The organism is Enterovirga aerilata (assembly GCF_013044135.1).
GTDB classification, from domain to species: Bacteria; Pseudomonadota; Alphaproteobacteria; order Rhizobiales; family Beijerinckiaceae; genus Enterovirga; species Enterovirga aerilata.
Genome location: NZ_JABEPP010000005.1, coordinates 249,592 through 262,497 on the forward strand (window position 1 = coordinate 249,592; position 12,906 = coordinate 262,497).

General features: G+C 69.9%; 16 protein-coding genes. 6 read left to right on the forward strand and 10 right to left on the reverse strand.

Annotated elements, in window-relative coordinates; translation table 11 throughout:
* The first annotated feature begins 26 nt into the window (after positions 1-26).
* From HJG44_RS18310 to HJG44_RS18320, 3 genes are all read left to right on the forward strand, one after another.
* A complete protein-coding gene (locus tag HJG44_RS18310; RefSeq protein ID WP_171219766.1) occupies positions 27-1,037 on the forward strand; it encodes an ABC transporter substrate-binding protein in 1,011 nt (336 codons plus the stop codon).
* Between the two features lie 190 nt (positions 1,038-1,227).
* Positions 1,228-1,980 (forward strand): ABC transporter permease, encoded by a 753-nt coding sequence (locus HJG44_RS18315; protein WP_171219767.1) that lies wholly within the window; start codon positions 1,228-1,230, stop codon positions 1,978-1,980.
* Positions 1,977-2,762, forward strand: a complete 786-nt coding sequence (locus tag HJG44_RS18320) for an ABC transporter ATP-binding protein (RefSeq protein ID WP_171219768.1) — start codon at positions 1,977-1,979, stop codon at positions 2,760-2,762. The genes HJG44_RS18315 and HJG44_RS18320 overlap by 4 nt, the downstream gene beginning before the upstream one ends.
* Before the next feature lie 31 nt (positions 2,763-2,793).
* Here the strand turns inward: HJG44_RS18320 and HJG44_RS18325 are convergent, their stop codons facing one another.
* Positions 2,794-3,042 carry a hypothetical protein gene (locus HJG44_RS18325; RefSeq protein WP_171219769.1) on the reverse strand — a complete coding sequence of 83 codons (249 nt, stop codon included), beginning with the start codon at positions 3,040-3,042 and terminating at the stop codon, positions 2,794-2,796.
* Positions 3,043-3,345: 303 nt separating this feature from the next.
* Positions 3,346-4,014: a DsbA family oxidoreductase gene (locus HJG44_RS18330; RefSeq protein WP_171219770.1), complete on the reverse strand. Its 669-nt coding sequence runs from the start codon at positions 4,012-4,014 to the stop codon at positions 3,346-3,348.
* Between the two features lie 137 nt (positions 4,015-4,151).
* Here HJG44_RS18330 and HJG44_RS18335 point away from each other — a divergent pair, with 137 nt between their 5' ends.
* Positions 4,152-4,523, forward strand: coding sequence for a hypothetical protein (locus HJG44_RS18335; protein WP_346767201.1), 372 nt, complete (start codon positions 4,152-4,154; stop codon positions 4,521-4,523).
* Between the two features lie 8 nt (positions 4,524-4,531).
* Here HJG44_RS18335 and minE read toward each other — a convergent pair whose 3' ends face one another.
* The 4 genes from minE to HJG44_RS18355 all read right to left on the reverse strand — a co-directional run bounded on the left by minE (position 4,532) and on the right by HJG44_RS18355 (position 7,936).
* The gene (gene minE, locus HJG44_RS18340; RefSeq protein ID WP_171219771.1) at positions 4,532-4,810 is read right to left on the reverse strand and encodes a cell division topological specificity factor MinE; all 279 of its coding nucleotides are present in this window, start codon (positions 4,808-4,810) and stop codon (positions 4,532-4,534) included.
* Positions 4,807-5,622: a septum site-determining protein MinD gene (gene minD / locus HJG44_RS18345; RefSeq protein WP_171219772.1), complete on the reverse strand. Its 816-nt coding sequence runs from the start codon at positions 5,620-5,622 to the stop codon at positions 4,807-4,809. Before minD ends, minE begins: the two co-directional genes overlap by 4 nt.
* A gap of 56 nt (positions 5,623-5,678) precedes the next feature.
* Positions 5,679-6,380 (reverse strand): septum site-determining protein MinC, encoded by a 702-nt coding sequence (minC, locus tag HJG44_RS18350; RefSeq protein ID WP_171219773.1) that lies wholly within the window; start codon positions 6,378-6,380, stop codon positions 5,679-5,681.
* Between the two features lie 128 nt (positions 6,381-6,508).
* Positions 6,509-7,936: a cytochrome P450 gene (locus HJG44_RS18355; protein ID WP_210261216.1), complete on the reverse strand. Its 1,428-nt coding sequence runs from the start codon at positions 7,934-7,936 to the stop codon at positions 6,509-6,511.
* Positions 7,937-8,091: 155 nt separating this feature from the next.
* Between HJG44_RS18355 and HJG44_RS18360 the strand changes: the two genes are divergently transcribed.
* Together HJG44_RS18360 and HJG44_RS23835 are read left to right on the forward strand one after the other, a co-directional pair.
* Positions 8,092-8,355, forward strand: coding sequence for a hypothetical protein (locus tag HJG44_RS18360; RefSeq protein WP_174873197.1), 264 nt, complete (start codon positions 8,092-8,094; stop codon positions 8,353-8,355).
* Between the two features lie 207 nt (positions 8,356-8,562).
* Entirely contained in the window at positions 8,563-8,850 is a 288-nt protein-coding gene (locus tag HJG44_RS23835; protein ID WP_346767218.1) for a glutamine amidotransferase-related protein, read from the forward strand.
* A 192-nt stretch (positions 8,851-9,042) separates the two neighbouring features.
* Here HJG44_RS23835 and cutA read toward each other — a convergent pair whose 3' ends face one another.
* The 4 genes from cutA to HJG44_RS18385 form a co-directional block, all read right to left on the reverse strand.
* Positions 9,043-9,384, reverse strand: coding sequence for a divalent cation tolerance protein CutA (cutA, locus tag HJG44_RS18370; RefSeq protein ID WP_171219774.1), 342 nt, complete (start codon positions 9,382-9,384; stop codon positions 9,043-9,045).
* A 50-nt stretch (positions 9,385-9,434) separates the two neighbouring features.
* Positions 9,435-10,361: a manganese catalase family protein gene (locus HJG44_RS18375; protein WP_171219775.1), complete on the reverse strand. Its 927-nt coding sequence runs from the start codon at positions 10,359-10,361 to the stop codon at positions 9,435-9,437.
* 87 nt (positions 10,362-10,448) lie between these two features.
* Complete coding sequence (locus HJG44_RS18380; protein WP_171219776.1) at positions 10,449-11,987, reverse strand: YifB family Mg chelatase-like AAA ATPase; 1,539 nt, start codon at positions 11,985-11,987, stop codon at positions 10,449-10,451.
* A 329-nt stretch (positions 11,988-12,316) separates the two neighbouring features.
* On the reverse strand, positions 12,317-12,904 hold the full coding sequence (locus HJG44_RS18385; protein ID WP_171219777.1) for an SCO family protein: 588 nt from the start codon (positions 12,902-12,904) through the stop codon (positions 12,317-12,319).
* Positions 12,905-12,906: the final 2 nt, after the last annotated feature.

Genomic DNA, 12,906 nt, shown 5'->3' on the forward strand with positions numbered 1-12,906 from the left:
AGATTTTGATCTCCCGGGGGCTTTCCATGTTCAGGATGCTTATCGCAGCGGCGGCTGGCGCCGTTCTCGCCGTATCGGCCGCTGCCGCGCAACCCGTGACGGCGCGCGTCGGCGTGATCCCGATCATCGGCGCGGCGCCGATTTTCGTCACCGACGGGAAGGGCTGGGCCAAGGAGGCGGGGCTCGACCTGAAGTTCACGACGTTCGAATCCGGCCCGAACATGATCCAGGCGCTCGCCTCGGGCACGATCGACATCTACGTGGCCGGCGTGATGCCGCTCGCGGTCGCGCGGGCGAAGGGCATCGAATCGAAGGTCGTGACCGCGACGGCGGTCGAGGAGATGGTCTTCGTCGCCGGCCCGAAGCTCGCGCCCTATTTCAGGGAAGGCGTCCCCCCCGCACAGGCCCTGAAGGACTTCCGGGCCAAGGAAGGCAAGCCAGCCCGGCTCGCCGCGCAGCCGCCCGGCTCGGTGCCCAACACGACCCTTCAGCACTGGCTTTGGCAGGTCGCCAAGGCCGACAAGGCGGATGCCGAGATCGTCTCCATGGGAATCGACGCGACGCAGCAGGCGGTGCTCGTCGGCGCCGTGGAAGGCGCGGCCATCCGCGAGCCCGCCCTGACGATCGTCCAGGGCCGAAACCCGAACATCAAGCTGGTCGCGACCGGCGGGCAGATGTTCCCGTCACAGCCGGGCACTGTCGTCGCCGTCACGCCTGCCTTCGCCAAGGCGCATCCTGAGAAGGTCCAGGGTCTCGTCGACGCCCTGGTCAAGGCCGACAAGCTCTTGAAGGAGCGGCCGGACGAGGCGGCGCCCCTCGTCGAGGCGGCGCTTGGGAAGGGTATCGTCGATCTCGCCACGATCAGGAAGGCGCTGACCTCGCCGGCCTCGCGTTTCGTGGCCGACCCGCGCGCCATCGTCGAGGCCACCGCGAAGATGCAGGATTTCCAGGTCTCGATCGGCACGCTCGACAAGGCGGCGCCCCTCGACGGCCTGTTCGATCCGAGCTTCTACGAGAAGGCCGCGGGAAAGCCGTAGGATTGTCCCTTCCCGAACAGAAGCACCACGCTCCATCCCTCCCGCTTGCGGGGAGGGCGGACTCGGCGAAGCCGAGCCGGGTGGGGCTCGGCCCGCATAGAGCGTGCTTCGGCACCACCCCCACCCCGGTCGTTCGCTTCGCTCCGGCTCGGCCCTCCCCGCAAGGGGGAGGGAAGGCGCGTCGCGTCCGATGAGCCGCCTGGCCCGCACGGCGCTGGCCGCGGCGGGGCTGCTCGTCTTCCTGGGAATCTGGGAAGCGCTGCCCCGCCTGGGCCTGCTCAACCAGGTCCTGGTGCCGCCCCCTTCGGCCATCCTGGCCGCCCTCGCGCGCGAGGTCACGTCCGGGGTCTGGCTCCAGGCGGTGGCGTCCAGCCTCAGCCATTACGCGATCGGGCTCGCGGTCGGGGCAGGACTCGGCGTCCTGCTGGGCATATGGGCCGGCATGTCGGTCGCCTTCGAGAGCGCGACAGCCTGGATCGTGCGGATCGTCAGGCCGATCCCGGGTCTCGCCTGGGTGCCCTTCGCCATCATCTGGTTCGGCGTGCAGCCTGCGGCCGCAGTCTTCATCATCGCCATCGGCGTGTTCTGGATCGTGTTCTTCGCGACCCAGGGCGCCATCCGGGGAGTCGATCGCGACCTCGTCGAGGTTGCGCGCGCCTTCGGGTTCAGGTCCGCCTTCGCGCGGCTGGTGAAGATCATGCTGCCGGCCGCTACACCGGGGATCATGGTCGGGCTGCGCACGGCGCTCGGCCAGGCCTGGATGGCCGTTGTCGCGGCTGAGATCTTCGGGGTGCCGGGCGTCGGCCAGCGCATGATGCAGGCGTCCAGCCTGCTCGCGACCGACATCGTGCTCGTCTACATGCTGACCATGGCTGCCCTGTACGGCCTCATCGACACGGTTTTCGTGGCCGCCCAGAACTGGCTGCTGAGATGGCGGGCATGAGCGGCTCGCCCGACCTCCCGGTCATTGAGATCCGCGGACTCGGCCTCGCCTACGAGCGCGACGGGCGCACGACGCCGGTCCTCTCCGGCCTCGACCTCGCGATACGGCGCGGCGAGTTCGTCGCGATCGTGGGCGAGTCGGGGGTCGGCAAGTCGACGCTCCTGCGCGTGCTGATCGGGCTGGCCAGGCCGAGCGCCGGAAGCGTCACCCTGAACCCGGGCACCCGCGCGCCGGCGCAGACGCGCCTCCCGCCGATGGCTCTCGTCTTCCAGGATTCGCGTCTCCTGCCCTGGCGGCGCGTCCTCTCGAACGTGACGTTCGGACTGGAATGGAGCGGGGTGAGCCGGGCCGAACGCCCGCGCCGCGCGATCGCGATGCTCGACCTCGTCGGCCTCGGCGAGCTTGCCCGTCGCTGGCCGCACCAACTCTCCGGCGGCCAGCGCCAGCGCGTCTCGCTCGCCCGGGCGCTCGCGGTGGAACCGGACGTGCTGCTGATGGACGAGCCATTCTCGGCGCTCGATTCCTTCACCCGTGAATCGCTGCAGGACGAGCTCCTGCGCATCCGTGCCGCGACGAGCCGAACGATCCTGTTCGTCACGCACGATATCGACGAGGCGGTCTATCTCGCCGACCGGGTGGTCGTGCTGACGGGCCGACCGGCCGGGATCGGGGCGGAGATCAGCCTCGACGCTCCGCAACCCCGCCGCCGCCGCGACCCGGCGCTAGCGGAGGCCGCGCGGCAGCTCCGCCTGGAATTGTCCCAGAGGTCGGCGGAGCTGTAACGCGACGGCTGTCGAGCGACGGAGCCGCGGTTCAGCGGAGAAGGTCGTCGACCTGGTTTGTTCGCCACGGCTCGGGCAGCGCCGATTGCGCGCAATAATGCGCCGTGACCGCAGATCCCCGAGGGGCGATCCGGCGATAGGCGCGCTCGCCGAGCATCTCGTAGGTCGCACGCTCGGCATGCGCTGCTCCCGACACCAGGTCCAAGCAACGTTCCACGATATCGAACCGCGTCGGACCAACCTTCTCGATCGACCTGAACTCGCAGAGGGTACGCGCCACGCCGATCGCGTTCCTCCGAAGCAGCGAAAGCGTCGCGTGGAGATGCCCACCGGCCGATCCAGGGCTGGGGCTCGGCGGCGGCGGAACCCGTGCCAGCCGCGCTGAAGGCAGCCAGGGCGGCCAGAAGACATCCTTGGGTCCGTGTCCGCCCGAACATGCTTCAGCCCCTGGAGCTTCGCCAGGATAGATTACCGATCCGGTCGGCCCGCCCTCGTGTTCTTCCGGGCTAACGCAGCCACCACGTCGGAGTAGGCAGGCGACGTCTCCGCCGCCGGACGAACCCCGGAAGACGCGGAGCCGGACTCATGAGCCCGCAGGGGATCCGGCTCCCGCCGCTGCGCGCTGCGGAACCGCGTCGCGCAGGATCTCGACCCATGCCTCGCTCGGTTGGGCTCCGGAGACCGCCTGCCCGCCTTCGAGGATGAAGAAAGGCACCCCGCCGATCCCCATCTCGGCCGCGCGCCGCTCAAGGCCGAGGACCCGGGCGCGCAGGTCCTCGCTGTCCAGCGCGGCGCGGGCTTCTTCCGGCGGGAAACCCACGGCCGCCGCGACCTCGACAAGGATCCCGGGGTTGCCGATGTCCCGTGCCTGTTCGAAATAGGCCCGGAACAGAGCCTCGACGATCGCGTCGCCTTGCCCGCGCTCCGCCGCATGGGCGATGAGCATGTGAGCGCGCCGGGTGCTCGGGGTGCGGGTCATGCGGTCGAATGCGAAGCGGACCCCCTCGGCCTCGCCCAGCGCCGCCATGCGCGCGTCGAGTTCGGCGCTCCGCTCGAGCCCGAACTTGCGGGCCCGATACTCGGCACGCGGCATGCCCTCGGCAGGCATGTCCGGGTTGAGCTCGAACGGGAGCCAATGGACGCCGACCCTGCCCGCTAGGCCGAGCTGGTCGAGAGCGCGTTCCAGCCGGCGCTTGCCGAGATAGCACCAGGGGCAGACCACGTCGGAGAACACGTAGATCGTCGGGCTCATGCGACCGCTCCAGCCCGCCCCTTGTGCGCCAGCGCACCCTTCCGCTGCCGGAGCCAGAGTAGAGCCGGCGCGACGTGCTCTCAAGCGCAGGAACCGCCGGCCGCGGCAAAGGTTCGCCTGGACAGCCCGACACAGATATGCTGCACTGCACAAAAGCCGTCCGGGCCGGACGGCTCAAGGACAAGCACATGCGCCCGAACCGCAAACCTCTTCCGCCGCCGCGCGTGCGGCGCGAGCCGCCGACCATCGAGGAGGCCATCGTGGCCGCCCAGGGCCTGACGGACGACGTCCAGGCTCAGATCGAGATCGCGGCGGGGTTCATGGGCGTCAGCGAGGACGAGGTCCGCCCCCTTGTGGCGCGCATGAACCGCCTCCGGGGAGCCTCGCCGATCGCACCCGCGGCCGTGATCGCCGGCAAGCGTACGGTCGTCGTCGAGCGCAAGCCGAGCCGGACGCCGGGCGCCCGGCCGCTGATCACGCTCTCTCCCCGGACGAGCCGCGCAGGCTGACCTCCGGCTCAGCCCGCGATCGCGAGCTTCAGGCCGCCCTCTGCGGTCGGAATCTCGATATCCACCTCGAGAGTCGAGATCGAGGCGCCGCGATCCATCTTCACGCGGACCTTGTCGCTGTCGACCCGGACGTGCCTGCCGATAACCGCGAGGATTTCCTCGCGCAGGATCGCGACGAGATCGCGCTGGCCGAGCACGGCGCGCTCATGCGCGAGAAGAACCTGCAGCCGATCGCGCGCGATCGGTGCGGATCCCCGCCGCCGCTGGAAGAAGCTCAGCAAATTCATGCGGCCCTCCGGAACAGCTTGGACAACAGGCCGGCGCGACGCTCGGTCGGGACGGTCATGGCGACGACCTCGCCCCTGAGGCGCTTGGCGGCGTCCAGATAGGCGCGGGCCGGGGCGCTCAGAGGCGCGTTCAGGGTGACGGGCGAGCCGACATTCGAGGCGCGCAGCACCTCCTCGCTCTCCGGAATGATGCCGAGCAGCGGGATGGACAGGATCTCGAGCACGTCCTCCGTCTTCAGCATCTCGCCGCGCATCTCCCGCGCCGGATCGAAGCGCGTGATGAGGAGGTGCTTCTCCATGCGCTCGCCCTTCTCGGCGCGCTCCGTCTTCGAATCGAGGAGGCCGATGATCCGGTCCGAATCGCGCACGGAGGAGACCTCCGGATTCGTGACCACGACCGCGACATCGGCGAAGCGCATGGCGAGGGCGGAGCCGCGCTCGATGCCGGCCGGGCTGTCGCAGATCACCCAGTCGAACTTCTCGCGCAGCTCCGCGATGATCCGGCCGACGCCCTCTTCGCTCAGCGCGTCCTTGTCGCGGGTCTGCGAGGCGGCGAGCAGCGAGAGCGTCTCGACGCGCTTGTCCCGGATGAGGGCCTGCGAGAGCTTCGCCTCGCCCTGGACGACGTTGATGAGGTCGTAGACGACCCGCCGCTCCGCCCCCAGCACGAGGTCGAGGTTGCGCAGGCCGACGTCGAAATCGATCACGACGACGCTCTGGCCGCCCTGCGCCAGGGCGGCGCCCAATGCGGCGGTCGTGGTGGTCTTGCCGACCCCGCCCTTCCCCGAGGTGACGACGAGAACCTTCGCCATGTGCCCTTTCCCTTTCCTGGGTCTGTCCGGCCGGAGCGCCCGGCATCAGTCGCTGGTCAATCGAGGCTCGCGATCGCGATCGCGCCATTGTCGAGCCAAGCCTGGACCGGCCGGCCGCGCAGGTCCGGCTGGACCTCGTCGTCGGTGCGGAACGAGCCGTCGATCATGAGGAGCTCGGCTTCGAGCTTGCGGCAGTAGATGCGGGCCTTCGGGTCGCCGCCGGAACCGGCGACGGCGCGGCCGCGCAGCGTTCCGTAGACGTGGATGGAGCCGCCCGCGATCACCTCGGCGCCCGACGAGACGGAGCCCACGATGGTGACGTCACCGTCCGGGAAGCAGATCGACTGGCCCGAGCGGACCGGCTTGTCGACGAGGAGCGAGGCGGGCCGCCGCGTCCCGTTCCCGTTGGCCTGGCCCTTGATCCTGTCGGTCGGGATGTCGAGCTGGCCCGTCGGGTTGCCCCCGGACAGGACGGGCGGCAGGTCCGGGCCGAGAATCGCCTCCTCGGTCCCCTCCAGGCCCATGACCCGGATGCCACGGGCGAAGAGGTCGCCGACGAGCGCCCGCAGCGAATCCTTGTCGTGCGGCAGGTGCGACATGTCGAGGATCACCGGCCGGCTCGCGAAGAAGCCCGGCGAGCGTTGGGCCAGCGCGTCGAGATGGGCGAGCCAGTCCGGGACCGGCTCCTCGGGCACCACGACGAGCGCGATGAGGGAGTGGCCGCGGAAGCGAATCGAGGGGCGGGCTGCGCTGGTCACGGCGGTTACGAAAGGGTTGCGTGAGCGCACTTGGCGCCCGACACGGTTACCCGATCGTTAACGGGACCCGCCGAGAGCGCTGCCGAGCGTCCGCGCGGCAGAGATGCAACGCCCGGCGGCCGTGCGGCTCAATGCATATGCGGGCAGATCCGCACCGGCACCGCGCCCGGGGCACGGGCTGCCACGGGCCCGCGGCGGTGCAGGATCATGGGCAGGCTCTCCCCGGGCCGGAGGGTGAGCCGGCAGACCGGCTCGACCCGGTGCCCGGGCCTCAGCCGCAGCGAGAAGCGCTGGGCGAGGGTGGCGAGCGACAGGATCGCCTCCGTCTGGCCGAAGGAGAGCCCAGCGCAGATGCGCGGCCCGATCGCGAAGGGGACGTAGGAGAATTTCGACTTCGCGCCCGGCCCGCCTGGCATGAAGCGCTCCGGCCAGAAATGGTCCGGCTTCTCCCAGAGGAGCTTGTGGCGGTGGATGAGCCACGGCACCACCATCACCAGCGAGCCCTTCGGGACGGGCCGGTTGCGGATCGATTCGTCCTCCAGCGCCTCCCTGGCCAGGATCGGCACCGGCGGGTAGAGCCGCAGCGTCTCGTCGATCACGGCGCGCGTGTAGCGCAGGCGCGGCACGTCCGCGAGGCTCGGCGCCGCTCCGCCCAGGACCTCGTCGAGTTCGCCGTGGAGTTTCTCCTCCACCTCGGGCGCCTGCGAGAGCAGGTACCAGGCCCAGGCCAGCGTGTTGGCGGTCGTCTCGTGTCCGGCCATGAAGATGACGGCCGCCTCGTTGCGGATCGCCTCGTCGTCGAGGGGATGGCCGGTCTCCTCGTCGACCGCATCGAGCAGGCGGCCGATGACGGAGCCTTCGGCGGTGTCGCCGCGGCGGCGGTAGTCGGCGATGATGCCATCGAGGACCCGGTGGATGCGGTCCTTCGACTTGCGGAGGCCCGGGCGATGGAAGCGCGGCAGCCAGTCCGGCAGGCCGAGGAGCGAGATCGCGTCCGTCTGCCCGACGAGGCGCTGGTAGTCGGAAAATCCCTCCACGACCTCGCGGGCGTGCTCGCCCCCGAGCTGCCGGCCGAAGATGGTGCGGCAGATGATCTCGGCCGTCAGCTCCGCCATCTCGGCGAGCGCGTCGATCTCCGCGCCCTCCCCGGCCGCTTCCCAGCGATCCCGCGCCTCGAGGATCGTATCGACCATCACGGGCGCGAACTCGCCGAGGCGAGACACGTGGATGATGGGCGCCACGACCTTGCGGCGGCGACGCCAGATCTCGCCATCCGAGATGAAGAGCCCGTCGCCGAGCAGCGGCTCCAGCGCGTGGCGCATCTGCGGCGACTTGCGCTCGAAGCTCGCATTGTGCGTGCTGAACGCATACTGGACCGTATCCGGGAAGTTGCAGATGAAGACCTTGCGGGCGAGAAGCTGGGTCTGCATGAACTGCGCCAGAAAGGCCTTCTCGGTCCAGATCTCCAGGAAGTTGCGGCGGGCACGCCGGATCAGATCGAGCGCCGGATAAGGCTTCTCGGGCCGGGGCGGATGCGGGGGGATGAAGTCGCTCAAAGCCGAGCCTCAGCCTCGAGGCGCGCGCGGCGCCGATCCCCTGCATTACGAGGCGTGCCGCGGACCGGCAACAAGGCTGCGCCCGGTGCCACAGGCCGGAACGGAGGCCGAAGCGTCCGAGTTTAGGCCGGGCATCGAATGAAGGTGGAAGGCGCATGTTGAGGATGGTCGCCATTGCGGCGCTCGGGATGGCGCTCGTGTCGGGCAGCGCATCCGCGCAGGACCGGGCGGTCAATACGGGGCTCGGCGCGGTTGCGGGTGCGATCGTGGGCGGCCCTGTCGGCGCGGTCGCAGGCGGCGCGATCGGCTACGGCGCCGGCCATCGGATCTCGCGCGGGCTCGGCCTGAGCGGCAGCAAGTCGCACCGGCCCCGCCGGGCCGGTCACCGCGGCCAGCACGACCGGCGCGCGGGCCGCTGAGCGCTGGGCCGGCACGCCCCGAGACTTCGGAGAGGTTCTGTAGGCCTCCTTCGCCTGCTCGTCGCCGAAAGCGAGAGCCCGGGGCAGCGGGACGCGCGGCGCGGCAGCGTCGGACGAAGCTCCGGGGAAACCTATCTGAAGACCCTCGGCGAACTCGCGCCGGGCGCCACCTTCGACCGGGCGAAACCGTCCGACATCTCGGGCAATATTCCTAACCGCCCCGATCTCTCGGACTATGACGCGGTTATCCTGACCGGCTCGCCGCTCCATCTCTACGAGGAGACGCCCGAGACGCGCCGGCAGATCGCGTTCATGCGGGCAGTCTTCGCCGCCGGGACGCCGGCCTTCGGCTCCTGCGCCGGGCTCCAGGTCGCGACGGTCGCGGCCGGCGGCACCGTCCGGCCGAAGAGGCGTGGCGCCGAGGCGCCCTTCGCCCGCGACATCGCGCCCACCGAGGCCGGAGCAGTGCATCCGCTGCTGCGCGGCCGGGGTTGAGGCCGAGCCGGCCCGGCTCGTAGTGGCCGGGGGTCGGGGTCTTGGCGTCGGTCGGCATAGCATTCGTCGGAGCGCTGAACCTGGACAGCGAAGTCGCCGAAGCGATCCTGTTCGTCCTCTCCCTGCTGCTCTTCGTTGGGCGCTCTATCTGTGCGCGCAGGAGGCGCTGCTCGGGATGGGCGAGTTCCGGCGCTACTTCCGTACCGGATCTGCACTCCCACCGGTCTCGGCCAGAAGCCAGGCCAGCGTTTCGGCACCGGCTCCGGACGGAGACAAGAAGAGGATGACAGGCGTCTCGTAGGGATGGTGCGCCTTGAGCGAGGCCGCAGCCGCTTCCCGCAATCCCTCGCGCGTCTTGACGATGCCGACCACCTCGGCGCCGCGCTCGACCGCGCCCTTCCAGGCATAGACCGAGCGCATCCCGGGGATCACGTTCACGCAGGCGGCAAGACCCTCGCGGACGAGGCCTTCCCCGATGGTGAGCCCGGTCTCCTCGTCCGGAAAGGTCGTGTAGATCAGGAGAGCCGCGTCCACATCCGCCCCGCATGATGGGCGGCCGGCAATCGCGGCCGCCCGCGCCCCGGTCAGCGCGAAGCCTTGTAGAGCCTCGTCGCGATCTCGAACATCTCCTCGGGCGCGTAGTCCGGCGTGAAGGCGGACGGAACGCCTGTGAGCTGCTGGATCTTGCCGCCCTCCGGCATGCCGTCCACGACGATGAGCTCCCCGGGCGGATCATCCGGCAGCGCCTGCTCGCCATTGCCCCAGATGCCCGACATCTCGCGATAATCGCTCGGGCTGAACGTGTAGAGTCGGCGGTGCGAGCCCTCCTCCAGGTATTTCTGGCACTCGGGAATGTTGCCGAGCGGGATGTTCGGGACGGGAAGCATCCGCTCGATATCGACGCCCGTGATCTTCTTGAGCGCCAGCGCATAGGCATGGGCGTGGACGGAGCCGCGCACGAGGAGGTAGCCGCAGACTTCGCGTCCCGTGGGGTCGGACAGGGTCTCGTAGACGCGCAGCTTGTGCAGCCGCGCCCCGCATTCGAGGTGGAAATTGTGCAGCAGGTCGAGCACCACGTTGCCGGTCGTGGTGATCATGTCGTTGTTCCAGGTATGCCCGTTGCTGTTGACGGGCATCGCGCCGCCGCCGCCCGACAGGAAGGCGGCCGCGAGCCGGATGTCCTTCATGTCGGCGAAGGGCGCGTCCGAGATGTCGCCGCCGTCGCCTGCATCCTCCGCGCCCGTATCGGGCCCGTTGTTCAGCATCGCGACGCCGTTCGAGACGAGCTCGACATGGCCGAGCTCCTCGGCCGTGATGGCGGCGACGAGGCTGTAGAAGGGACGAAGCTTGTGCTTCGAGCGGAAGTTGAAGCTCTGGAACATGTAGTTCCCGAGCGTCGACATCTCACCGTACTTGCCGCCGAGCAGCTCCTGCAGCGCAGCGGCCGCGTTCGGGTCCTGCTTCTTGGGAGGAGGCAGCTCGATCTGCAGCTTGTCGACGCGAAGGAACATGGGCCGGCTCCGTACTTGATGGATACGAGCGCAAACCGGTGGCGTCCGAGCGGGTTCCTCCGCCTGGCGAGGCCGTGAACCCCCGCCTTAGGCAGGGACCGGACGACGGTCCAATGCCGTACGGTAGGAGATCGCCTCGGCGAGGTGGATCCGGCGCACTCGCGCCTCTCCGTCCAGATCGGCGAGGGTGCGCGCCACCTTCAGGATACGGTGGAAGCCGCGCGCTGAGAGGCGCATCGCATCCGCCGCCTCCCGGATCAGGCGGAGGCCGTCCTCGTCGGGCTTGGCCACCTCCTCCAGGACGGAGCCCGGGCAGGCCGCATTCGTGGCGACGCCTTCGAGCCCGAGCGCAGCATAACGTCGAGCGGAGAGATCGCGCGCCCGCGCTACGCGGGCCGCCACCTCGGCCGAGCCCTCCGACGCGGGCGGCAGGATGAGGTCGGCCGCGGTCACGGCCGGCACCTCGATCGCGAGATCGATGCGGTCGAGCAGCGGGCCGGAGATGCGGGCCGAGTATTGCGCCATGCAGCGGTCATTCGGCTGCCGGCGGCAGGCATAGCCGGGGTCGGTCGCGTGCCCGCAGCGGCAGGGATTCATGGCGGCCACGAGCTGCACCCGCGCCGGATAGGTGGTCCGGTGGTTCGCCCGCGCGATCATCACCTCGCCGGTCTCGAGCGGCTGGCGCAGCGCGTCGAGCACGGCCGGCTGGAACTCCGGCAGCTCGTCCAGGAACAGCACGCCGTGATGCGCGAGCGAGATCTCGCCCGGCCGCGCATTGATGCCGCCGCCGACCAGCGCCGCCATGGAGGCGGAGTGGTGCGGCGCGCGGAAGGGCCGCCGGCTCGACAGGGCGCCGTTCTGCAGCTGCCCCGCGACCGACTGGATCATCGAGATCTCGAGCAGCTCGCGCGGCGAGAGCGGCGGCAGGATGGACGGGAGCCGCTGCGCCAGCATCGACTTGCCCGCCCCGGGAGGACCGCTCATCAGGAGGTTGTGCCCGCCCGCAGCCGCGATCTCGAGCACGCGCTTGGCGCTTTCCTGGCCGCGGATGTCGCGCAGGTCAGGCAAGGGGCCGGAGGATGGCGCGACGGCCGGCTCCGGCCGCGCCATCACCTGGTCGCCCTTGAAGTGGTTTGCCAGCTGGATCAGCGAGCGCGGCGCGAGGATGTCGGCATCCTGCGAGGCCCAGGCGGCCTCGGGCCCGCAGGCGAAAGGGCAGATCAGCCCGTGGCCACGGGCATTCGCCGCGATGGCGGCCGGAAGCACGCCCGCAACCGGCGTGATCGAGCCGTCGAGCGCGAGTTCGCCGAGCACCGTGTATCCCGCGAGCGCATCTGCCGGGATGGCTCCGATCGCGGCCATGATGCCGAGCGCAATCGGCAGGTCGTAATGCGAGCCCTCCTTGGGCAGGTCGGCCGGCGCGAGGTTGACGATGATGCGCTTGGCCGGGAGCGCAAGCCCGGAGGCGATAAGCGCCGAGCGGACGCGCTCGCGGCTCTCCGCCACGGCCTTGTCGGGCAGGCCCACCACGTTGAAGGCGACGTTGCCGGCCGAGATCTGCACCTGGACGTCGACCGCGCGCCCCTCGATGCCCTCGAACGCGACGGTCGAGACGCGCGCAACCATGCCTAAACCTGCCCCGAGCCGCCCGAAGAGGATCGTAGCTTCCGGGCGGGAACCGTCAAGAACAGCGAGTGAACATCCCGAGTAGTGGCGCAATCAAGCGTCCGGTCCCGCCGGCGCACGCTGGTCGGCTGTTCCGGCCGGCTCCGGGGTGCACCCGAGGTGGGCAACCGCTCCTACCGCGCCGCTCCGGGACGAATTCCCCTCGCCCCATCCATTGCGGCCCGACCGGCCGGCGCCTGAGCGACCGGACGTGAGTGCAACTCTTCGCCGCGCCGGGGTGAACGGGGCGGGCGGGTGCCAAGACGATCTCTCCGGAGGCTTCGTCCTCCTCAGATCCGCTGCAACAGGTCCTTCGCCGCCTCTTCCGGGGGGCGCTCCAGGTTGAAAGCGCCGATGAACCGCCCGTCCTTGCCCATGAGGTACACGAGGGAGGTGTGCTCCATCGTGTAGTCGCCGTCCTTGGTCGGCACCTTCTTGGCATAGGCGCGGAAGTCGCGGGTGACCTTGTCGATAGCCGCCGGGTCGCCGGTCAGGCCGATGATGCGCGGATCGAAGCTGGACACGTAGCTCTTCATGATCTCGGGCGTGTCCCGCTCGGGATCGACCGTGATGAAAAGGGCGCGGACATCCCTGCCTCTGTCGCCCATGGCCCGGAACACTTCCGAGAGCTGGAACAGCTTGGTCGGGCAGACATCCGGGCAATGGGTGAAGCCGAAGAAGACGAGATATGGGGCGCCGCGCAGATCGCGGTCCGTGACGGTCTTTCCATCGCCCGCGACGAGGGCGAAGGGGCCGCCGATCGAGACCGTCGAGCCGCCGCGAGGCAGGAGCGTGACGTAGATGGCCGTCCCGAGGGCGACGAAGCCGATGACGAGAGCAAGGACGGGAAGCGCCAGCCGGCGCGCACGCGGAGACATGG